The sequence below is a fragment of the Pseudoalteromonas shioyasakiensis genome (assembly GCF_019134595.1).
In the GTDB taxonomy this organism is placed as follows: domain Bacteria; phylum Pseudomonadota; class Gammaproteobacteria; order Enterobacterales; family Alteromonadaceae; genus Pseudoalteromonas; species Pseudoalteromonas shioyasakiensis_A.
On the sequence record NZ_CP077770.1, the window covers coordinates 492,846 to 512,637 of the forward strand.

At 42.1% G+C, this 19,792-nt stretch carries 23 protein-coding genes and 1 other RNA gene; 13 read left to right on the plus strand and 11 right to left on the minus strand.

The window, feature by feature from the left end:
• Window positions 1–5 precede the first annotated feature (5 nt).
• Together KQP93_RS02380 and murA are read left to right on the plus strand one after the other, a co-directional pair.
• Window positions 6–263 carry a BolA family protein gene (locus KQP93_RS02380; protein WP_054554171.1) on the plus strand — a complete coding sequence of 86 codons (258 nt, stop codon included), beginning with the start codon at window positions 6–8 and terminating at the stop codon, window positions 261–263.
• Window positions 264–278: 15 nt separating this feature from the next.
• Window positions 279–1,538, plus strand: a complete 1,260-nt coding sequence (murA, locus tag KQP93_RS02385; protein WP_055199193.1) for a UDP-N-acetylglucosamine 1-carboxyvinyltransferase — start codon at window positions 279–281, stop codon at window positions 1,536–1,538.
• Between the two features lie 64 nt (window positions 1,539–1,602).
• Here the strand turns inward: murA and KQP93_RS02390 are convergent, their stop codons facing one another.
• The 3 genes from KQP93_RS02390 to KQP93_RS02400 form a co-directional block, all read right to left on the minus strand.
• On the minus strand, window positions 1,603–2,685 hold the full coding sequence (locus tag KQP93_RS02390) for a trypsin-like peptidase domain-containing protein (protein WP_217875679.1): 1,083 nt from the start codon (window positions 2,683–2,685) through the stop codon (window positions 1,603–1,605).
• Between the two features lie 98 nt (window positions 2,686–2,783).
• The gene (locus tag KQP93_RS02395; RefSeq protein ID WP_217875680.1) at window positions 2,784–4,136 is read right to left on the minus strand and encodes a Do family serine endopeptidase; all 1,353 of its coding nucleotides are present in this window, start codon (window positions 4,134–4,136) and stop codon (window positions 2,784–2,786) included.
• A gap of 123 nt (window positions 4,137–4,259) precedes the next feature.
• Entirely contained in the window at window positions 4,260–4,703 is a 444-nt protein-coding gene (locus KQP93_RS02400; protein WP_217875681.1) for a YhcB family protein, read from the minus strand.
• A 178-nt stretch (window positions 4,704–4,881) separates the two neighbouring features.
• Between KQP93_RS02400 and zapE the strand changes: the two genes are divergently transcribed.
• Complete coding sequence (gene zapE, locus KQP93_RS02405; RefSeq protein WP_054561089.1) at window positions 4,882–5,970, plus strand: cell division protein ZapE; 1,089 nt, start codon at window positions 4,882–4,884, stop codon at window positions 5,968–5,970.
• Between the two features lie 87 nt (window positions 5,971–6,057).
• Here the strand turns inward: zapE and KQP93_RS02410 are convergent, their stop codons facing one another.
• Window positions 6,058–6,294 (minus strand): hypothetical protein, encoded by a 237-nt coding sequence (locus KQP93_RS02410; RefSeq protein WP_217876818.1) that lies wholly within the window; start codon window positions 6,292–6,294, stop codon window positions 6,058–6,060.
• A 95-nt stretch (window positions 6,295–6,389) separates the two neighbouring features.
• Here KQP93_RS02410 and rplM point away from each other — a divergent pair, with 95 nt between their 5' ends.
• A complete protein-coding gene (gene rplM / locus KQP93_RS02415) occupies window positions 6,390–6,818 on the plus strand; it encodes a 50S ribosomal protein L13 (RefSeq protein ID WP_217875682.1) in 429 nt (142 codons plus the stop codon).
• 8 nt (window positions 6,819–6,826) lie between these two features.
• Window positions 6,827–7,219, plus strand: coding sequence for a 30S ribosomal protein S9 (rpsI, locus tag KQP93_RS02420; protein WP_095209788.1), 393 nt, complete (start codon window positions 6,827–6,829; stop codon window positions 7,217–7,219).
• A gap of 105 nt (window positions 7,220–7,324) precedes the next feature.
• Here the strand turns inward: rpsI and KQP93_RS02425 are convergent, their stop codons facing one another.
• The gene (locus KQP93_RS02425) at window positions 7,325–7,693 is read right to left on the minus strand and encodes a hypothetical protein (RefSeq protein ID WP_217875683.1); all 369 of its coding nucleotides are present in this window, start codon (window positions 7,691–7,693) and stop codon (window positions 7,325–7,327) included.
• Between the two features lie 406 nt (window positions 7,694–8,099).
• Between KQP93_RS02425 and petA the strand changes: the two genes are divergently transcribed.
• The 5 genes from petA to KQP93_RS02450 all read left to right on the plus strand — a co-directional run bounded on the left by petA (window position 8,100) and on the right by KQP93_RS02450 (window position 11,835).
• Window positions 8,100–8,690, plus strand: a complete 591-nt coding sequence (gene petA, locus KQP93_RS02430) for a ubiquinol-cytochrome c reductase iron-sulfur subunit (RefSeq protein WP_063702692.1) — start codon at window positions 8,100–8,102, stop codon at window positions 8,688–8,690.
• Window positions 8,690–9,955: a cytochrome b gene (locus KQP93_RS02435; protein WP_130050511.1), complete on the plus strand. Its 1,266-nt coding sequence runs from the start codon at window positions 8,690–8,692 to the stop codon at window positions 9,953–9,955. The genes petA and KQP93_RS02435 overlap by 1 nt, the downstream gene beginning before the upstream one ends.
• Window positions 9,952–10,689: a cytochrome c1 gene (locus KQP93_RS02440; protein WP_217875684.1), complete on the plus strand. Its 738-nt coding sequence runs from the start codon at window positions 9,952–9,954 to the stop codon at window positions 10,687–10,689. Before KQP93_RS02435 ends, KQP93_RS02440 begins: the two co-directional genes overlap by 4 nt.
• Before the next feature lie 79 nt (window positions 10,690–10,768).
• Window positions 10,769–11,395 carry a stringent starvation protein SspA gene (gene sspA / locus KQP93_RS02445; protein WP_054554181.1) on the plus strand — a complete coding sequence of 209 codons (627 nt, stop codon included), beginning with the start codon at window positions 10,769–10,771 and terminating at the stop codon, window positions 11,393–11,395.
• On the plus strand, window positions 11,395–11,835 hold the full coding sequence (locus tag KQP93_RS02450; protein ID WP_217875685.1) for a ClpXP protease specificity-enhancing factor: 441 nt from the start codon (window positions 11,395–11,397) through the stop codon (window positions 11,833–11,835). Before sspA ends, KQP93_RS02450 begins: the two co-directional genes overlap by 1 nt.
• Before the next feature lie 65 nt (window positions 11,836–11,900).
• Here KQP93_RS02450 and dolP read toward each other — a convergent pair whose 3' ends face one another.
• The 4 genes from dolP to KQP93_RS02470 are packed head-to-tail and all read right to left on the minus strand — an operon-like array spanning window position 11,901 to window position 15,373.
• Window positions 11,901–12,467 (minus strand): division/outer membrane stress-associated lipid-binding lipoprotein, encoded by a 567-nt coding sequence (gene dolP, locus KQP93_RS02455; protein WP_175078727.1) that lies wholly within the window; start codon window positions 12,465–12,467, stop codon window positions 11,901–11,903.
• Window positions 12,467–13,054 carry an SIS domain-containing protein gene (locus KQP93_RS02460; RefSeq protein WP_054561085.1) on the minus strand — a complete coding sequence of 196 codons (588 nt, stop codon included), beginning with the start codon at window positions 13,052–13,054 and terminating at the stop codon, window positions 12,467–12,469. Before KQP93_RS02460 ends, dolP begins: the two co-directional genes overlap by 1 nt.
• Window positions 13,055–13,086: 32 nt before the next feature.
• Entirely contained in the window at window positions 13,087–13,458 is a 372-nt protein-coding gene (locus tag KQP93_RS02465; RefSeq protein ID WP_063702677.1) for a YraN family protein, read from the minus strand.
• Between the two features lie 37 nt (window positions 13,459–13,495).
• The gene (locus tag KQP93_RS02470) at window positions 13,496–15,373 is read right to left on the minus strand and encodes a penicillin-binding protein activator (RefSeq protein ID WP_217875686.1); all 1,878 of its coding nucleotides are present in this window, start codon (window positions 15,371–15,373) and stop codon (window positions 13,496–13,498) included.
• Between the two features lie 61 nt (window positions 15,374–15,434).
• On the opposite strand from KQP93_RS02470, the gene rsmI reads away from it, so the two are divergent.
• The 3 genes from rsmI to KQP93_RS02485 all read left to right on the plus strand — a co-directional run bounded on the left by rsmI (window position 15,435) and on the right by KQP93_RS02485 (window position 17,499).
• Complete coding sequence (gene rsmI / locus KQP93_RS02475; RefSeq protein WP_217875687.1) at window positions 15,435–16,292, plus strand: 16S rRNA (cytidine(1402)-2'-O)-methyltransferase; 858 nt, start codon at window positions 15,435–15,437, stop codon at window positions 16,290–16,292.
• A 42-nt stretch (window positions 16,293–16,334) separates the two neighbouring features.
• Window positions 16,335–16,686, plus strand: an RNA gene (gene rnpB, locus KQP93_RS02480) — RNase P RNA component class A.
• Window positions 16,687–16,977: 291 nt separating this feature from the next.
• Complete coding sequence (locus KQP93_RS02485) at window positions 16,978–17,499, plus strand: hypothetical protein (RefSeq protein WP_217875688.1); 522 nt, start codon at window positions 16,978–16,980, stop codon at window positions 17,497–17,499.
• Window positions 17,500–17,509: 10 nt separating this feature from the next.
• On the opposite strand, the gene KQP93_RS02490 is transcribed toward KQP93_RS02485, so the two are convergent.
• Both KQP93_RS02490 and KQP93_RS02495 read right to left on the minus strand, forming a co-directional pair.
• The gene (locus KQP93_RS02490; RefSeq protein ID WP_217875689.1) at window positions 17,510–19,075 is read right to left on the minus strand and encodes an MASE1 domain-containing protein; all 1,566 of its coding nucleotides are present in this window, start codon (window positions 19,073–19,075) and stop codon (window positions 17,510–17,512) included.
• Window positions 19,062–19,691 carry a response regulator transcription factor gene (locus tag KQP93_RS02495; protein WP_217875690.1) on the minus strand — a complete coding sequence of 210 codons (630 nt, stop codon included), beginning with the start codon at window positions 19,689–19,691 and terminating at the stop codon, window positions 19,062–19,064. Before KQP93_RS02495 ends, KQP93_RS02490 begins: the two co-directional genes overlap by 14 nt.
• Between the last annotated feature and the right edge of the window lie 101 nt (window positions 19,692–19,792).

Consider the following 19,792-nt stretch of genomic DNA (forward strand, 5'->3'; position numbering starts at 1 on the left):
GATTTATGGAAACAAGCCAAGTCGAAACGTTATTACGCGACGAACTAAAACTAGATGAAGTGATTGTTAAAGCAAATGGTAGCCACTACGAAGTGATTGCTGTTGGTGAGTGTTTTGATGGTTTATCTCGCGTGAAGAAGCAACAGTTGGTTTATGCTCCGTTAATGTCAACAATCTCAGACGGTACAATCCACGCTGTATCTATCAAAGCGTTCACACCGACTGAATGGAAACGCGAACAAAAATTTATTTTACCTCAATAGTCGCAGGGCCTCCTAATGGATCAATTTGTTATTCAAGGTGGCACCTCGCTGGCAGGTGAAGTCACTATTTCTGGCGCTAAAAATGCCGCTCTTCCAATTCTTTTTGCTGCGCTTTTAGGGCAGGGTAAAAGTACCTTTAGTAATGTTCCTCGTTTACGCGATATCGGCACCACAGAAGCCTTATTAAAAACACTGGGTGCAAATGTCGAATGGCAGCAAGACAAGCTAATCATTGATGGTGCGACGGTTGATAAAACACTTGCACCGTACGAGTTGGTAAAGCAAATGCGTGCCTCAGTGCTTGCATTAGGCCCTTTAGTTGCCCGTTTTGGTGAAGCGCAAGTATCACTACCTGGTGGTTGTGCAATTGGTGCTCGCCCAGTTGATATCCATATTCAAGGTCTTGAGCGCATGGGCGCAATCATCAAGGTTGAAAATGGTTACATCAACGCCAAGGTTGATGGTCGCTTAAAAGGCGCTGAGATCTTTATGGAGATGGTCAGTGTTGGCGCAACAGAAAACCTACTGATGGCAGCAACGCTGGCTGACGGTAAAACAGTACTTGAAAATGCAGCTCGCGAACCTGAAATTACCGATCTTGCTAATTGCTTAATTGCGATGGGTGCGAAGATCAGTGGTGCAGGCACTAGCCGTATCGAAATTGAAGGGGTTGAGTCACTTTCGGGTTGTGAGTACAGCATTCTTCCTGATCGTATTGAAACAGGCACTTTCTTAGTTGCGGCGGCAATGGCTGGCGGTGAAGTGCTTTGTAAAAATACAGACCACCATAGTCTTGATCCTGTGATTGAAAAACTACGCGCGACCAATGCCTTGGTTGAAGTCACTGATAACAGTATTTACCTTGATATGCGTGGCCGCGAACTAAAAGCGGTTAACATTAAAACTATGCCACACCCGGGTTTCCCTACCGATATGCAAGCGCAATTTACAGCTTTAAATGTGGTAGCGAAGGGCAGTGCAACTATCACAGAAACGATTTTCGAAAACCGTTTTATGCACGTGCCTGAGTTACAGCGTATGGGCGCAAACATTCGCTTAGAAGGTAATACGGCAATTTGTGGGGATACAGAAAGCTTATCGGGCGCACAGGTAATGGCAACTGATTTACGTGCCTCTGCAAGTCTAATTCTTACTGGCATTGTTGCTCAAGGTGAGACTATTGTTGACCGCATCTATCACGTAGATCGTGGTTATCAACGTATTGAAGACAAGTTGAGTGCGCTGGGCGCTAATATCAAGCGCCGTTCAAGCTAATCGCTAAGACTTACAAAAAAGGCCTAATATCAGTTAGGCCTTTTTTATATCCGTTTTATTTTGCTTACTGCTCGTCTTCGAGTTCTGCAACAGTCACCATCACTTTTAAGACCTTACCATCGCGGTAAATCTCAAATTCAAGTTCTTTACCTGGCTCTGTATTCGCAAGTTTCTCAAGGACTTGTTGTGGGTTGGCTACAGGAATACCGCCAATTTTGATTACAATGTCAGTTTCTCTGATGCCAGCTTTCCAAGCTGGGCCAAATGGATCAAGTTGAGAAATACGCATGCCTGCAACAGGTGTAAAGCTATCGCTTAGATCTTTGCCTGTGCTATCAATACCTGTGCCACTAAAGCCTAAATAGCCACGGACTACACGACCATGCTTTATTAGCTTATCCATCACATCTTTGGCAATCGAGTAAGGTACCGCAAAGAAGATACCCTGAATATCGAGATTTTCATGAGTTTTAAATTGTGCAGAGGTAATGCCGACTAAGTCACCTCGTGAATTGACTAACGCGCCACCTGAGTTACCCACGTTAATCGCTGCATCCATCTGTAACAGGCTGCTGTATGGGCTATCTATTAAGTTTTGTTTACCCGTCGCACTGATAATACCTTGGGTAATGGTTTGCCCTAAGTTAAGCGGGTTACCAATCGCTAAAACAACATCACCAACACGAGTTTTAAACTTATCATTTACTGGAATTTTTGGTAAATGCTCAGCGCTGATCTTTAATAGCGCTAAATCTGTTTGAGTATCAAAACCAATCACTTGTACATCATAAAAACGACGGCCATCAGCGAGTGTAACAATAATGAGATCGGCATTTTTGATTACATGGTAGTTAGTCAGAATATAGCCGTCTTGGGTCATGATCACGCCAGAGCCAAGAGCTTGAACAGTATTTTGGCGTTTATAGCGTGGTTGATTGGAAATGCTTTCTGAAAAAATAGTAACAACAGACGGCGCTGCTTTTTGTACTGCATCAGCAAAGCTCATATGCTCTGATGATATCGCCGCAGGTAAATTCATATCTGGTAACAGTGTGCTACGAAGGCTTGGGCTAAATAACACCACTAAAAAGGCAATGCCTAAACCGGTGAAAAGCGGAGGAAGGATAAATTTAAAAAGTTTTAGCACAGTATTCTTATTATCAGTGAGCAATCCCTTAATGATGGCACAAAAAAAATAACAGCGGCAAGCACCGCTGTTATTTTTTCATGATTTATCAACTAGGTTTACTGAATAAGTACGAAAATAAGCTCTCTACCTCGTTTAACACCTAGTACGATGTTACCTTTGGTATTTTCAATGATCTTATTCATGTCGCGAATTGTTTCAACGCGTTGACGATTAACTTGCATGATCACGTCACCTTCTTCAAGGCCAACACGAGCAGCAGGAGAACGTGCTTGCACGCCGGTTACTTCAACACCTTTACCATCACTCTTTTGAGTATTTTCTAATGTTGCACCTTGGAAAGCTGGATGCGTCTCTTCGCCGGCGGCAGTGGTTGCTGATGCACCATCGAGTGTGACATTAACAGTTTTAACTTTGCCATCTCGGTAAATACCCAGTTTGACTTTTTTACCTTCACCAAGTGTGGCAATTTTACTGCGTAGTTCATGGAAGCCACTAATTTCAGTGCCATCGACGCTAATAATTACATCACCCGCTTTGATACCCGCTTTACTTGCTGCGGTATCATCCATTACTTGCATAACGTAAGCGCCTTGTTTCACGTCGAGTTGTTGTGCTTTAGCAAGGCCTGCATCGAGTGGGCGACCCGAAATACCTAATGAGCCACGGCGCACTTCACCGTGTTCGATAATTTGGTCAACAAGGTTTTTCATCATGGTAGATGGAATTGCAAAGCCAATGCCCACGTTACCGCCAGATGCGCCTAAGATGGCGGTGTTGATACCAATTAGTTCACCATTAAGGTTAACTAACGCGCCGCCTGAGTTACCTTGGTTGATAGCTGCATCGGTTTGAATAAAGTCTTCATAGCCTTCTATATTTAAACCGCTACGGCCAAGGGCACTGACGATACCTGATGTTACTGTGTGACTTAAACCAAATGGATTACCAATGGCAACTGCAAAATCGCCTACACGTAACTGATCTGAATCGGCAATTTTAAGCGCTGTTAAGTCCTCAGCATCAATTTGCAATAAGGCAATATCTGACTCTTTATCACTACCGATTTTAGTTGCTTCATATTCGCGGCCATCTTCTAAGGTCACCACCATTTTTTCGGCATCTTCGATAACATGGTTATTGGTTACCACGTAACCTTCGTCTGCATCAATGATCACACCTGAGCCTAGGCCACTAAATTCACGCTTTTGACTGCCACCACGAGGAACACCAAAAAAGTCATCAAATGGAGTCGCACGGCGGCGAACTTCTTTTGAACCTGACACTTGAATACTCACCACACCCGGTGTGATTTGCTCAAGCATAGGTGCTAGGGTTGGCAATTGTTGACCATTTACAGCAACAGGAAGTTTTGCCATTGAAATTGTAGGGCTTAATAATAAGCTAGAAGATAAAATAGCAGCACTGATAACAGATAATTTCATTTTCATAGTCTGGGTTTACTCCACTTCAGAGATAAAGCAAAAACTAAAAAGGGCTGCGTAAGCAGCCCTTTTCTTGGTTTAGATATAAAGCTGTTATATCTAAAGACTATGGGGTCAAAAAAAAGTTCATCAAGAGGCTTTAGAATGTTCTGAAACTTTCTCTGAACCAGTAAACAAGCCCGTTTCACCAACAACATAGTCAGCAGGTTGTGCTTCAGCACTTGAACGATCGCCTCTGCGGTCTTGTAATGAGTTTTGTAATTGCTCAGTCGTTTCTTTAGAAAAGAACGGCTCATTTGGATGCTGTTTTTTATCAGCAAGTAGTAGTTTATTTGTTTCTTCTACATGGTTTAGTAGCTGGTCGTAGTTATCTTTCATTCTAGATACTAGCTTACCTGTGCTCGCCAGATGATCAGCCACATCCTGACGATATTGTTCAAGCGCATTGTTAGCTTGCTCGACTTGTTGTTCTAGTTCGTCTTGCTTAAATTGTTTTTTGGTTACAAAAGCACCAATGAAGAATGCTGAAATTGCAACGATGATTAGAATACCTATCCAGGTAATTGTGCCCATAAATCTACCCCTTTGGGAAAAAATAACAAAAACAAATGCTTTAAAAGCATTTATAGTCCAATCATTATTAAAATATGCTTAATTTGATTGTGAAATCATACTGCGGGCTAATATACCCTGAGATACGATGCGTGTTAATATACTGTGCAAATTTAACTGTGTTTTATTGTAACGACCTATGACTCCTTGGCAGAAATACCAACAAGATTTACAACGTGAAGACTTTGTACATGATGCAGCGCAAGAAAATGCAGTGCGCCATTTGCAAAGACTCTATGATGACCTAACGGCAGACAAACCGGCCGCCAAGGGGTGGTTTGCCAAACTATTCTCTAAAGATAGCACGCCGAGTATAAAAGGGCTGTATTTTTGGGGCGGAGTAGGTAGAGGTAAGACCTATTTAGTTGATACTTTCTATGAAGCTTTACCTACTGATCGTAAGATGCGTGTGCACTTTCACCGTTTTATGCATCGCGTGCATGATGAGCTGAAAAAGTTAAAAAATACCAGTAATCCATTAAATGTGGTTGCAGATATCTTTAAATCAGAAACAGATATTATCTGTTTTGATGAATTTTTTGTGCAAGATATCACAGATGCAATGCTGCTAGGTGGTTTGATGGAAGCATTATTTGAGCGCGGCATTGTGCTGGTTGCTACCTCAAACATCGTGCCCGATGAGCTGTATCGAAATGGCTTACAACGTGCGCGTTTCTTACCAGCAATTGAGCTGGTAAAAGCTAATACCGAAATCGTTAATGTAGACTCGGGGGTTGATTATCGCTTACGTACCCTTGAGCAAGCCGAAATTTTCCATAGTCCGCTTGATAAGCAAGCTGATGATAATTTATTTGAATACTTCGATAAGTTGTCACCTGAGCCAGGTGTGCTCGATAAAGAAATTGAAATTGAAGGGCGGATGATCAAAACCCGTAAAGTTTCTGACTGTATTGCTATGTTTGAGTTTAGTGAACTATGCGAAACAGCGCGCAGCCAAGTTGATTACATGGAAATAAGCCGACTTTATAACACGGTGATTTTGTCTAACGTAAAATCATTAGGCCAAGCCAATGATGATGCGGCACGTCGCTTTATCGCGTTAGTGGATGAATTCTACGAGCGTCATGTAACGCTGATTATCTCTGCTGAAAAGCCAATAACCGAGCTATATAGCGAAGGTAACTTAAATTTTGAATTTAAGCGTTGTATTAGCCGACTGCAAGAAATGCAATCACTAGAATACTTAGCAAAAGAGCATCTAGCTTAGTAGAGCTGTCAGCCGTCAGTCTTTAGCTGATCGAGGTCGTTGTTAGTTATTTATGTTTTTTAACCACAATAGCTTTACAGTTATTTTTCAGGTTTTATGTTTTTGATAGCTGATAGCTGATAGCTGATAGCTGATAGCTGATAGCTGATAGCTGATAGCTGATAGCTGATAGCTGATAGCTGATAGCTGATAGCTGATAGCTGATTTTCTCGAATAAAAAACAACCATCATATAGCAATGTGGTTCAAGTGCTGGTATACTCCCGCGTCTGCCACGTTGCGTTCTATTGCCAGATATTAGTTTAGCCTCTAATTGATGGCTCAAAGTCTTAAACTCGAAGGGGTTAAAGCATTCAACTTAGAGCGGTAATTAATAATAATTACCTGTGGTTTTAATTAAAAAACATTGGATTTTAATAAATGAAAACGTTTGTTGCTAAGCCAGAAACAGTAAAACGTGACTGGTACGTAGTTGACGCTGAAGGTAAAACTTTAGGTCGCATCGCTACTGAAATCGCTCGTCGCCTACGCGGTAAGCATAAAGCTGAATACACTCCTCACGTAGATACTGGTGATTACATCATCGTTATCAACGCTGAGAAAGTTACTGTTACTGGTAATAAAGCAAAAGACAAAATGTACTACGCTCATACTGGTTTCCCAGGTGGTCTTAAGTCTACTACTTTCGACAAGCTTCAAGCTGCAAAGCCTGAAATGATCATCGAAAAAGCTGTTAAAGGCATGTTGCCACGTGGTCCTTTAGGCCGCGCAATGTACCGTAAACTTAAAGTTTACGCAGGTACTGAGCACAACCATGCTGCACAACAGCCTCAGGTTCTAGACATTTAAGGAGCACTATCATGGCAAATCAATACTACGGTACAGGTCGTCGTAAAAGTTCAAGTGCTCGCGTATTCTTACGCCCAGGCACTGGTAACATCGTAATCAACAAGCGCTCTCTAGAAGAGTACTTCGGTCGTGAGACTGCTCGCATGGTTGTTCGTCAAGCATTAGAGCACGTAGAAATGACTGAAAAGTTTGACCTACACATCACTGTTTCAGGTGGTGGTACTACTGGTCAAGCTGGTGCTATCCGTCACGGTATCACTCGTGCACTTATGGAGTTTGACGAGTCTCTACGTCCTACACTTCGTAAAGCAGGTTTCGTTACACGTGATGCACGTAAAGTTGAGCGTAAGAAAGTGGGTCTTAAGAAAGCACGTAAGCGTCCACAATTCTCAAAACGTTAATATTTACGTTTATCAGAATACCAAAAACCCAGCTCCGGCTGGGTTTTTTGTTTCTTGGAGCCGTCAGCTTTCAGCCGTCAGTTTTTAGCTGACCGAGATAGAGATTTAGTTATTTGTGTTAATGAACTGAAGTAGCTTTACATTCATTTTTCGATAGCTGATAGCTGATAGCTGATAGCTGATAGCTGATAGCTGATAGCTGATAGCTGATAGCTGATAGCTGATAGCTGATAGCTGATAGCTGATAGCTGATAGCTGATAGCTGATAGCTGATAGCTGATAGCTGATAGCTGATAGCTGATAGCTGATAGCTGATAGCTGATAGCTGATAGCTGATAGCTGATAGCTGATAGCTGATAGCTGATAGCTGATAGCTGATAGCTGATAGCTGATAGCTGATAGCTGATAGCTGATAGCTGATAGCTGATAGCTGATAGTAAAAATCCTACCTTTTTTCGTTCGATATTTAACCACTGTTAATAATTAGTACGTATTACAGTAAAAAAACTTCAAGATTTAGCAAAATTAGCTTAAATCCATCAGTTAATTGATGAAATTTTTTGCTACAATTGGGGGGCAAGTAATGTGAGTGAGTTCAACAACAGCTAATGCAGAATTCTGTTTCCTCTTAGTGAGGTTGATCTTGGTCAGTATATTGTTTTTTTATATGCGTTATCATAACCAGCGGCTTCATACTCGAGCTAACCTAAATTAATAATTCATTAAATAGGGTTTATTCGAGCATGAGACTGTGAATAACCTTGTTTTAATCAAGGGTTTTAATTATGATCGCGTCTATTTTGAAATTTCTAAAAATTAACCTGCTGTAACTGATGTTCTCAATATGGCAAGTGTTGGGAATCATAGTGGAGATAAGTGGATGAGCAATGCGCCTGTAGACAATGGCCGACGTCGCTTTTTAACCATAGCTACCTCTGTTGTTGGTGGTGTTGGTGCGGCTGGGGCTGCTGTTCCTTTTATTGCGTCTTGGAATCCAAGTGAGCGAGCTAAATCTGCGGGTGCGCCTGTAGAAGTAGATATCAGCAAGCTTGAGCCAGGACAATTAATACGTGTTGAGTGGCGAGGAAAACCTGTTTGGGTTATTAATCGTACACCAAAAATGCTTGAACAGATGAAAGAACATGAAGGTCAACTTCGTGATCCTGCGTCTGAAGAGCCTCAACAACCTGAATCATCAACCAACGAATATCGTTCGCAACGTCCTGAAATTTTCGTTGCTGTTGGTATTTGTACGCACTTAGGTTGTTCTCCTAGCTTCCTACAAGGTGGCTTTGGTGAGAAAGTAGAGGGCACAGACGACGGTTTCTTCTGTCCGTGTCACGGTTCTAAATTTGATATGGCTGGTCGTGTATTCCAATCTGTACCTGCACCATTAAATCTAGAAATCCCTCCGTATACCTTCCTTGATGACACGACTATTTTAGTCGGTGAAGAAAAAGGAGTGGCGTAATGTTTGGTAAAATTATTGGTTGGATCGACGATCGTATTCCAATGACACGTGTTTGGAACATGCATATTGCACAGTATCCAGCACCAAAAAACTTTAACTTCTGGTACTTCTTTGGCTCTCTAGCCATGTTAGTACTTGTTAACCAAATCGTAACTGGTATTTGGTTAACAATGAACTTCGTACCATCTGCTGAAGGTGCTTTCGCATCGGTAGAATACATCATGCGTGATGTTGAATACGGTTGGTTACTTCGTTACCTTCACTCAACAGGTGCATCAGCGTTCTTTATCGTTGTATACCTGCACATGTTCCGTGGCATGATCTACGGTTCTTACCAAAAACCACGTGAATTACTGTGGTTATTCGGTATGTTCATCTTCTTAGCGCTTATGGCTGAAGCTTTCATGGGTTACTTACTGCCTTGGGGACAAATGTCTTTCTGGGGTGCGCAGGTAATCATTTCACTATTCGGTGCGATTCCGGTTATTGGTGATGATTTAACGCTTTGGATCCGTGGTGACTACGTAATTTCTGGTGCTACGCTTAACCGCTTCTTTGCACTACACGTAATTGCATTACCTTTAGTAATCGTAATCTTAGTATTCTTACACATTGTTGCACTACACGAAGTGGGTTCAAACAACCCTGATGGTGTTGAAATCAAGCGTAAGAAAGGCTCTGTAGCTGAAGAAGATAAGCCTAAATTCAAATTCCACGAGTATTACACCAACAAGAAAGACATTGTTGATGCAATCCCGTTCCACCCTTACTACACAGTAAAAGATATTGTGGGTGTGGTTGGTTTCTTAATTTTATTCTGTTGGGTTGTATTCTTTATGCCTGCGATGAATGGTTTCTTCCTAGAAGCGCCAAACTTCGAAGCAGCTAACCCGCTGAAAACACCAGAGCACATTTTCCCAGTTTGGTACTTTACGCCATTCTACGCAATCCTTCGTGCAATCCCTAACAAGTTAATGGGTGTTGCGGCGATGGGTGCATCTATCGTAGTGCTTGCGTTACTACCTTGGATTGACCGTGGTTCGGTTCGCTCTATTCGTTATCGTTGTGGTTTACACAAGTTAAACATCGCACAATTCGTGGTAACTTTCGTTATCTTGGGTTGGGTTGGTGCTACACCACAAACTGATTTCAAAACGCTGTTATCACAAATCACGACTGTGACATACTTCATGTTCTTCGTATTGTTATTTGTTTACAGCAAGAATGAGAAAACTAAGCCATTACCAACGAGGTTGACGAAATGATGAAAAAGCTAATTATCGGTTTATTCGCATTGTTGCCATCGTTGACAATGGCAGCAGGTCCTTCGGTTCCTTTAATGGATGCGAACATTGACCTTAAAGATAACGCGTCTTTACAACGCGGTGCTAAATTGTTCATGAACTACTGTCTTGGTTGTCACCAAATGCAGTATCAACGTTATGAGCGTACGTTCCGTGATATCGGTATTCCTACTGAGATTGGTCAAGAGCAACTAATTTTTGATGGCTCAAAAGTAGGTAGCCACATCAAAAATGCGATTGGTAAAGAAGACGCAGCTAAATGGTTTGGCGCAGCGCCACCGGATCTTACGCTTGTAGCGCGAGTTCGTGGTACTGACTGGATCTACACTTATCTGAAGTCATTCTATAAAGACGAGTCTCGTCCGTTTGGCGTAAACAACGTTGTTTTCCCATCGGTAGGTATGCCACACGTTCTTCAAGAACTACAAGGCTTACCAACACCAATCACTGAAGAAGTGGAAGAACATGGTCACACAGTGACTAAAGTTGTTGGCGTTGAAACAGATGGTTCTGGTGAAATGAGTGTTGACGAGTACGATCGTGCTGCTCGTGACTTAACTAACTTCTTAGCTTACGTTGGCGAGCCGTCACGTTTAGAGTCAGAAGCGTTAGGTCTTAAGGTAATTGGTTTCCTAGTGATTCTATTTATCTTGGCATTCATGCTGAAGAAAGAATACTGGAGAGATGTTCACTAATCCTGGGCATTTTGAAAGGTAGTTTTGTGATAGGGGCTTAAGCCCCTATTGCTGTTTTTGTAATATAATGGAGGTAGGCATGGCCGTAGCTGCCAATAAGCGCCCTGTAATGACCCTGTTTTCTGGTGCTAACTGTATGTATAGCCATCAAGTACGTATCGTACTTGCTGAAAAAGGTGTAAGTGTTGACATTCACCTGGCTGAAAAGGATAACCTGCCAGAAGCACTTCATGAGATTAACCCTTACGGTACAGTACCAACACTGATCGATCGTGAGCTTGGTTTATATCAGGCAAACATCATCATGGAATACCTTGATGAACGTTTCCCTCATCCTCCACTAATGCCAGTTTATCCGGTTATGCGTGGCCGTAGTCGTCTGATGATGCATCGTATCGACACGGATTGGTATAGCCTAGCTAACAAAATCACTAGCGGTAGCAGTGAAGCGGCGCAAGCACGTAAAGAGCTTACAGAAGCGTTACTTGCAATTGCACCAATTTTCTCTGAAGCACCTTACTTCATGAGCGAAGAGTTCAGCTTAGTTGATTGTTACTTAGCACCACTACTTTGGCGTTTACCTGAGCTTGGTATTGAGCTTAATGGTGCAGGCGCTAAAGAGCTTAAAGAATATATGTTACGTTTATTTGAGCGTGAATCATTCCAAGCTTCACTAACTGAAGCAGAGCGTGAGATCCGTTTATAATGACGCCTAATCGTCCTTATTTACTACGCGCTTTCTTTGATTGGATTGTTGATAATCAGTGCACGCCACACTTAGTGGTTAATGCTGATTTTCCTGCTGTACAATTACCAACACAGTTTGTGCAAGACGGTCAGATCGTTTTGAACATTAGCCCATCAGCGGTAACACAATTTGCAATGGATAACCAACAGCTTAGCTTTAGTGCGCGCTTTGGTGGTCAACCAATGCAAGTGTACGTACCTATGGGTGCTGTGCTCGCAATTTATGCACGTGAGAATGGTGAAGGGACTGTATTTACTGCAGAAGAATTCATCGAGGACGAAGACGATTTTGCTCCGGTATTAGAAAGTGTTGAAACACCTGACGATATTACGCCAGATGATGAGCCACCTGCTAAACCAGAGAAGAAAAAAGGTGCTCACTTACGAGTGATTAAGTAACCTTAGTCAGACAAAAGAAAACCCGCTATTAAGCGGGTTTTTTATTATCCATTTACGGTTGGGTATTATAAATATTCAAACACTTTAATAACACGTTCAACGCCTGATACGTTACGTGCTACATCAACCGCTAAATTCGCTTCAGAATCGCTCACTAAGCCCATCAAAAAGACTTCGCCATTCTCTGTTACTACTTTAATGTTATTGCTGCTGATGCTCTCTGTGGTGAGCAATTGTGTTTTCACTTTAGAGGTTAACCAAGAGTCGTGCGTTTGCGTACTCATACCAATATTCGAACCAATGCGAATTTGGTTGTGGATTTTACGAATACCATCAACGCCCTCAATAGCACGCTGTGCTTCGTCTTTCATTTCTGCGTTAGCAACTTGACCAATCATAAGCACAATACCATTAACGCTGATTACGTTAACGTTGGCGTATTTGTGAAGACGCTCATTTTCGCTAATAGCAATAGAGCTTTTAATTTCGATGTTGTTATCGTCGATTTGTGAACCAATCGTGCGGCGATCATTCGCGGCAGTTACAGCACCCGCTGTACCAGCAACAACGGCAGCTGCACAGCCCTGCAGCAATAAAACGGTACCAAATACTAGTAAAGACTGTTTAAACATTAATTTTCTTCCTGTGGGAATAAGGTTAAATCGATAAGCTCACTGAGGCAGTGTAAATTCACTAAGTGTGACTCAACAATGCGGCTTGGGCGTTTGGATGGCACACGAATTTCAACATCATTTGGGCCAAGTAAGCCAACTAATTCACCACCATCATCACCAACAAGCACAATCACTTTCATATCACGGGTCAGTGCCGCTTCAACCGCTGAGATAATTTGCTTTTCATTACCATTAACAGCAATTGCTAGTAAAAGGTCGCCCTGCTGCGCAAATGCACGAATTTGTCGTGCAAAGGTTTCGTGCTCATCGTTATTGGCTGCTGAGCCTAAGTTAACTTGATCTTGTGCAAGCGCAACTGCAGGTAGGCAAGGGCGCTCGGTTTCATAAAAGTTAATTAATAGCCCTGCCATATGCTGCGCCAACATATGGCAGCTAGGAGTGCCACAACACAGCAGCTTATTGCCGTTAATGAGGCTTTGTGCAATGGTGAATGCTGCTGACTCAAGTGCGCTTGGCAGTACTTCACCTGCCGCTATTTGAACTTGAATATTTTCAGTAAAGATTTTTTTTATCGTTTCTTGCATAACCTACCAAATTAAGCCGACGCCAAACGGCGTTAGTAAACATTTTTAAACCAGTTTAGGGTGCTGTTAAGCTCACCTGTAATAGCGACATAGTCTATTCGCATTGCCTGATTTGAGATCTTTTTCTCGGCAAGATAATGGCTAATCGTGCGCCTTAATCGTTGCTGCTTTTGTTTGCTGAGCGCATAGTTTGCACCACCACGCAGGGCGTTTTTTCTAAATTTAACTTCAACAAATACCAGTGTTTGCCCGTCACGCATTATTAGGTCAAGCTCACCGTACTTGCATAAGTAATTGCGCTCAATGGCTTTTAAGCCATGTTGTATTAAATATTGTTCAGCCTGATGTTCGTAATACAGGCCTTTCTCGCGGCTATTTTGCCACAATTGCTTAAACCACGACATAGCTTCATCCTTGAGCTAATACTACGTTTAAAACAGGTTATTCAGCGGCATTGATCCCAATAGCAGATTGCATAAATAGTGGGATTGGTTGCTCAGTCGCTAAATCGACCGCAATAATTTGTTTATTCTTGTACTGCGCCCAATCTAAAGATCGGGTAACGTAACCATTACTGGCAATGCTCAGTTGACCGCTAATACCACTAAAGCGTTTGCCCTGTACCATGCTCAATTGCTTTACATCACCAAGCATACTGGCTGCATCGAATGCCATGGCAAATAAGCGTTGACTTATATCAGCATTCTCAGGCCATAAGCTTTCGTACTGCTGGCGTAAATTGTGTTGTGATATTTGACCGTCAAGCATCCAAGGTAGTTCCGTAAAATACAGGCCATCTAAATCGCCTTTATCGGTTCTATCAATTTGTTTACTGTGGCTTTTAGAGCTGGCATATAGCGGGATTCTATCTGCAAAGGTGCTCACGTTAACGTCTAAATACGGCTTGATTAAGCGCGTTTCGGTGGCATCACCTAAAATATAAATCACGTCAATATCGCTGCGGGAGCGAGTTTCACTTTCTACTTCTTGCTTAAATAATGATTTGACGACTTTAATACGCTCTTTACTTTGGTCTACTTCAAGTAAACCAGTGATCGTTTTCGGCATATCATCTTTACCTGAATAAAACCCAATTTGCGGTTTAACTTCGCTGTATCGTTGCCACTGCGTATTAAAGTGCTCAACTAAACGCTGACCGTTACTATTATTGGGGGCTAGTAGCATCGGCTTTTGATAGCCTGCTGTTAAAAATCGCTCTAATGCTTGCTGAACTTCATGCTCAGGGCTTAGAGCAAAGAAAAAATGCTGCTGCGAAATGCGCTCACCATCAAAGGTGTTTAAATGCATAACCGGGTAATCAACCAATGTTTGTGCGCTGGTTAGCTTCTCGATATTGCTTTTTAGTAGCGGGCCAATAACAAAATCAGCATTAAACTCGCTGAGCTTAAGTGTTATTTCTGCTGGCGATAGTGACTCATCAATAAATAGGGTTTGCTCTAATGATTGTCCATCTAGGGCTGCGAGTACGCCTGCTTTTAATGCATCACCTAATCGTTCATTGGCACCTGATTGTGGAAGCAATACTGCGAGGCGATTTACATTTAAAGGTTCAATTTGTACCAGCTCAGTCACTTTTTTTGGTAGTACCTCAGCAGCTGGGTGACCCGGGTAGCGGCGCAACCAGTTATTCATTGCTTGGTGAAGTTCAACAGGCGCACCCAAATATACTTGATGATAAAGCGCTAAGTTAACCCAACCTTGTTGCACCACAGAGCCACGATTAAAGCGCTCAAGTGCGTAAGATGAAAGCTGGGTTAGGCTTTGCCATAAATCTTTGTTTAAATTCGCAACGGTAAAGTTATTTTCGCTGCTAAGTGTTGATGCCTTAAAGTAGTATGTCATCGCTTGTTTTGGCATACCTTGCGATGCATAAACGCGACCAGTTAAATATTGATGCCATGCTAGATGCTCAGGCTGGCTCAATTGTGGCTCAAGCTGTTGTAATTGCACTAGAGCTAAATCGCTTTTACCTTGCTGCTCTTGCGCAAGGGCAATATAAAGTTTGTTTTGAATTTGGTCGACACTTGGAGTTGCTTCTAGCTCAAGACATACTTTTTCTAGCAGTGCCCAGCGCTCTTCACTTATAGCCGCATCACGTGCGGTGTATAAAAGCTGGATTTTATCGGCACCTTGACGGTTTAGTGCCACTTGATACATTGATTGTGCGTCGGTTAGCTGTGATAGAGCTGTACTCGATTGGCCCGATTGATTTTCTGCACTATTTCGCGGTTTTTCGGTTGTGCTACAAGCCGATAACCCTGACAATACAATTAATAGACTAACAAGTTTAAGTCGCACAATGATTTCCCGATACGTTAACGCGATTTGCTTATATTACTGACTGACGCAGGAGACCTCAATGTTAAATGAGGACAATTCAGATAAAATCGGCACTCTTTACATTGTTGCCACGCCTATTGGTAACTTTGATGACATCAGCCAGCGTGCCATCCAAACCCTATCTGAGGTTGACTTAATAGCCGCTGAAGATACTCGTCACACAGGAAAGTTGTTAAGCCACTTTAATATCAAAGCAAAAACCTTTGCTTTGCATGACCACAACGAGAAACAAAAAGCGCAACAAATTGTTGATTGGTTAGAGCAAGGAATGAATATTGCGCTGGTATCTGACGCCGGCACGCCACTTATTAGCGACCCAGGTTATGCAGTGGTCAACTTATGCCGTGAACAAGGCGCGCATGTTACACCAGTGCCGGGAGCATGTGCTGCAATTACTGCTGTTTGCTGTTCTGGTTTACCAACAGATCGTTTTCAGTTTGTTGGTTTTACACCTGCAAAGAGTAAAGCTAGGCAGACCTTTTTCATTGAAGCGGTTAACTCAGGTATTACTAGCATCATGTATGAAAGTACCCACCGTATTATGGCGAGCCTTGATGATTTAGAGGCAGCGCTCGGTGCAGAGCAGCCAGTGGTGTTTGCAAAAGAGCTTACTAAAACCTTCGAAACCTTTTTCAATGGCACAGTTGCCGAGCTAAAACAGTTCTTAACGGATGATCCAACAAAGCAGCGCGGCGAAATCGTATTGATGTTACCGGGTAAAGCAAAGCAAAGTGACGACATTCCAGAAGATGCGCGCCGTATGCTAGGTTTACTTGAATCCGAAATGCCACTTAAAAAAGCCTGTGGTGTCGTGGCAGAGTATTTTGGTTTGAAGAAAAACGCACTTTATAAAGCAATTATTGACGAAAAAGACTAATTCTTTACTGCATAGACGAGCGCGCTCAGGTATACTGCGCGCCGAGTCAGCCGAGATAATCGCTGCCTGCAACGAAAATGCGCAGGGGGAGGAAAGTCCGGGCTCCACAGGGCAGGGTGCCAGCTAACGGCTGGGGGGCGCGAGCCTACGACAAGTGCAGCAGAGAGGAGACCGCCAACTTCGGTTGGTAAGGGTGAAAGGGTGCGGTAAGAGCGCACCGGGCCACTGGTAACAGTTGGTTGCAAGGTAAACTCCACCCGGAGCAAGACCAAATAGGGTTCCTTATGGCGTGGCCCACGTTGGAACCGGGTAGGTTGCTTGAGCCATAGAGCAATTTATGGCCTAGACGAATGATTATCCACGACAGAACCCGGCTTACTGGCTGACTCACCAAATTACATAAAAGCCTCGCAGCAATGCGGGGCTGTTTTGCTTTTTAGAGCGTAGAAAATCTACTCCGCTCATACAAAACAGCGGCTTGTTGGCTTTTACTTTTTACTTTCTCAAATAAAGACCACTGTGTTCAACACTCAAACTGAATCTTAATTACCTGCTCTTAAGTTGCTTAACCATTCTCTGCAAACTAGGAATTTTTCTTAGGCTCACTAAGAAAGTCTCTCATTACTATAACGGCTTGTTCTTTATATCCTTTAAATCTAGTTTACTTATACTTAAAGGATTGAAAATGAGTGTTATTGAGGGAAGTACTACGGAGTTTGGCAATACGACTATTCTTCTTCACAGCTTAGGCTCTTCTTGTTATAGAATTGAATGGTATAGCAGAATGACGGGGGCATCGACGAGTTTAGCTAGGCTCAAGCAAGGCAAGTACGTTGTTATTCGTAAGTGGGCACAAGTGAAAAATATGTCTGATGTTTCGAGTGAATTTAGTAGTCGAAATAGCGCCTTGATACACTTTCTAAATAACGTTGATATTGTTAAATCCCATGATGACTGGATCAGTGCCGCTAAGCAGCATTGTCTAAATTTGTTTGTTGAAATCGAGGGGCTTAAACCTGTTACAAAAGCGAGCTTTCCTAAACCAAGATTGCAAGGGGCGATTGGTAAAGAAGTTGTTGTTAAATCGAAGTTGGGCGAAAGGGAAATAGCGCATGGCTTGTTGTTACAGCTTATTGGTAATCAAGCTGAAATACAGCTTGCGAATATTAAGAAAAAATATCTTACCAAGCAGGTTTATTTAAGGTAACTAGCTGTATTCAAATATCAAAATACACTTCAATTTTAAATCCATCTATTTCAGTAACTGTACATGTACCGCCAAGAGCAATAACCCGCTCCTCAATAAATGATAACCCGTAGCCACCAGACTCTTGCTGTGTGGTCTTGGTTTTTCCATTATCCATAATAGTAAGGCGTAGATACTGTTCGTGAGCCAACAAGCTGAGCCTTAGCTCTGTGGCTGTACTGTGTTTGATGCAGTTTGTAACCGCTTCTTGGCAAATTCTGTAAATAGCTGTTTGGTGTTCATCTGATATTGCTGAACTTAAGTTTATTTCAGCTACGTATTTGATTGATGCTTTACTTAGCAGGCTCTTAAAGCGTCCTTCCTTAAAAGCTTGCTCAAGCCCAAGCTCATCAAGCTCTCTAGGTCTTAGGTGATGCATAATTTGATAGACAGAGTCATACATCGCTTTTGCATTTTCTTTTAGGCCTTCTACGAGGGCATTTTCATTATTTCGTTGCGCTATCGAAAGTACCGTCAGGTCAGTTTTAAGTGCAGTTAGATTTTGGCCTAATTCGTCATGGAGTTCTTGAGATAAATACTTTCGCTCATTTTCTTGCACAGTTACCATGCGTTTAGCGAGCTGCTTATTTTTCTCAAGCAGCGCCGTGAGTTTTTCGTTACTGGCTTGTAGTTGATTATTTTTGATCTTTAACTCGTTAGTGGCGGTTCCTACCAGTAACCCTGTTACTGAATTGGCTAGGATAAATAATTGGCTAATGTAAGTATTGATCGAATCTTGGGTGAGGCCTGCTTGTGCAACGATCAGCGCATTACTTACCAAGGCACTTGCTATTGCTCCTTTAATACCAAATTTATAAGAGAACCAAATTACCGGTAGAAGTGAGCAAAGGCGAAGTAAGGGATAAAGATCTGAGTGACCTAGGTAACTAACAATGTAAATAGATGCCAGTGCTAATAAGCTTAGTAAAATAACAGCATGATGACGAGAGGGGACAAGGCTATAACTTTGGTTAATTAACAATAATGCTGGGGCCACTAATAATGTCCCCGTCAAGTCGCCTAATGTCATATTAAGTTGGTATTGTAATACTTGCTTACCCTCTAACCAGGTTGTGAATTCAAAGGCGCTCGAAAACAAAAACCATTTAAAAGAAGCTGAAAAAACGGCAAGTAGAATTAACGACAAAGCACCGGAATTAGAGGTGATATTTGGTGGCCAGCGGCTTTTCTTAAAGCTGTAGACGATAGCCATATAGGTTAATTCTTGAAAGAAACCGTGAAATAGATCAAAGCTCCATTCATCATTGTAATAGACACCTAAATACGACGCATAAAGTCGAGAAGCAATCCAAAGCATTGGCCAAAATCGCACTGGAAAAATAACAAAAAATGCGAGCTTCACCCCTGCTGGCAGGTAAATAGCGCTACTTTGGGCAACGGTTTCTAAATGATTACTCACCCAAGAGGATAAATATAAGGCTAAAAAGTAAAGCGCAAACACCAATAACTGGTTAAATGCTTCAGTTATTAAGCTAAGTGAAGAACACTTTGTTGAAATGAGCTTATGCCAGTTCATCAAGTGTGATCATCCCGGAATCTATAGCAATTTTTAATAATTCAAATGAATTAGTGACTTCAAGTTTGTTGTATATATTCGTTTTGTGTACGTGGGCTGTTTTGGGCATCATATCGAGTTGTTGCGCAACTTGTTTAGCATTTAGCCCTTTGGCAAATAAGGGAAGTGCCTCCTTCTCTCTTGGCGTTAAAAAAGAAAGTTTGCTTGCAGGGGAAGTAGTATTAAATTTCACATCTTCACTGATATAGCGCCCTCCTTTAATAACTGAATTGACTGCATCAATTAAAGCTTCTGATGCTGAGCGTTTAGAAACATAACCTTGAGCGCCGAGCTTTAAGGCGTTGCTAACGTAAGGCTCGTAGTCATACATAGAAGCAACAATGGTTTTTATATCGGGAAAGTGAGTGTTTAGATAGGTAAGAAATGCGAGTCCGTTTTCACCGTCATGCATTGATATATCAACAATAAATACATTCGGTTGCTCTAAGTTAACAGCAAGTTTTGCCTCAGTGACTGAGCAGGCTTCTATGACAACTTGCCACCCGCTTTGTAGCTCTAATAGTTTTTTAAAGCTATCCCTAACCAGTTGATGATCTTCAATGATTCCAATTCGCATAACCCCTCCATAGATTTTTATTATATCCCTAATTCAATAAGTTATGTCTAGGAATTATTCTTATATAAATTGAATACGCGTTTATGTGCCCTGGTTTTAAC

What these genes read in the sequence shown, in the direction of transcription:
- KQP93_RS02380 (WP_054554171.1), top strand. Translation starts at nt 6, where the DNA reads ATGGAAACAAGCCAAGTCGAAACGTTATTACGCGACGAACTAAAACTA.
- murA (WP_055199193.1), top strand. Translation starts at nt 279, where the DNA reads ATGGATCAATTTGTTATTCAAGGTGGCACCTCGCTGGCAGGTGAAGTC.
- KQP93_RS02395 (WP_217875680.1), bottom strand. Translation starts at nt 4,136, where the DNA reads ATGAAAATGAAATTATCTGTTATCAGTGCTGCTATTTTATCTTCTAGC.
- KQP93_RS02400 (WP_217875681.1), bottom strand. Translation starts at nt 4,703, where the DNA reads ATGGGCACAATTACCTGGATAGGTATTCTAATCATCGTTGCAATTTCA.
- zapE (WP_054561089.1), top strand. Translation starts at nt 4,882, where the DNA reads ATGACTCCTTGGCAGAAATACCAACAAGATTTACAACGTGAAGACTTT.
- rplM (WP_217875682.1), top strand. Translation starts at nt 6,390, where the DNA reads ATGAAAACGTTTGTTGCTAAGCCAGAAACAGTAAAACGTGACTGGTAC.
- petA (WP_063702692.1), top strand. Translation starts at nt 8,100, where the DNA reads ATGAGCAATGCGCCTGTAGACAATGGCCGACGTCGCTTTTTAACCATA.
- KQP93_RS02435 (WP_130050511.1), top strand. Translation starts at nt 8,690, where the DNA reads ATGTTTGGTAAAATTATTGGTTGGATCGACGATCGTATTCCAATGACA.
- KQP93_RS02440 (WP_217875684.1), top strand. Translation starts at nt 9,952, where the DNA reads ATGATGAAAAAGCTAATTATCGGTTTATTCGCATTGTTGCCATCGTTG.
- sspA (WP_054554181.1), top strand. Translation starts at nt 10,769, where the DNA reads ATGGCCGTAGCTGCCAATAAGCGCCCTGTAATGACCCTGTTTTCTGGT.
- KQP93_RS02450 (WP_217875685.1), top strand. Translation starts at nt 11,395, where the DNA reads ATGACGCCTAATCGTCCTTATTTACTACGCGCTTTCTTTGATTGGATT.
- dolP (WP_175078727.1), bottom strand. Translation starts at nt 12,467, where the DNA reads ATGTTTAAACAGTCTTTACTAGTATTTGGTACCGTTTTATTGCTGCAG.
- KQP93_RS02460 (WP_054561085.1), bottom strand. Translation starts at nt 13,054, where the DNA reads ATGCAAGAAACGATAAAAAAAATCTTTACTGAAAATATTCAAGTTCAA.
- KQP93_RS02465 (WP_063702677.1), bottom strand. Translation starts at nt 13,458, where the DNA reads ATGTCGTGGTTTAAGCAATTGTGGCAAAATAGCCGCGAGAAAGGCCTG.
- rsmI (WP_217875687.1), top strand. Translation starts at nt 15,435, where the DNA reads ATGTTAAATGAGGACAATTCAGATAAAATCGGCACTCTTTACATTGTT.
- KQP93_RS02485 (WP_217875688.1), top strand. Translation starts at nt 16,978, where the DNA reads ATGAGTGTTATTGAGGGAAGTACTACGGAGTTTGGCAATACGACTATT.
- KQP93_RS02490 (WP_217875689.1), bottom strand. Translation starts at nt 19,075, where the DNA reads ATGAACTGGCATAAGCTCATTTCAACAAAGTGTTCTTCACTTAGCTTA.
- KQP93_RS02495 (WP_217875690.1), bottom strand. Translation starts at nt 19,691, where the DNA reads ATGCGAATTGGAATCATTGAAGATCATCAACTGGTTAGGGATAGCTTT.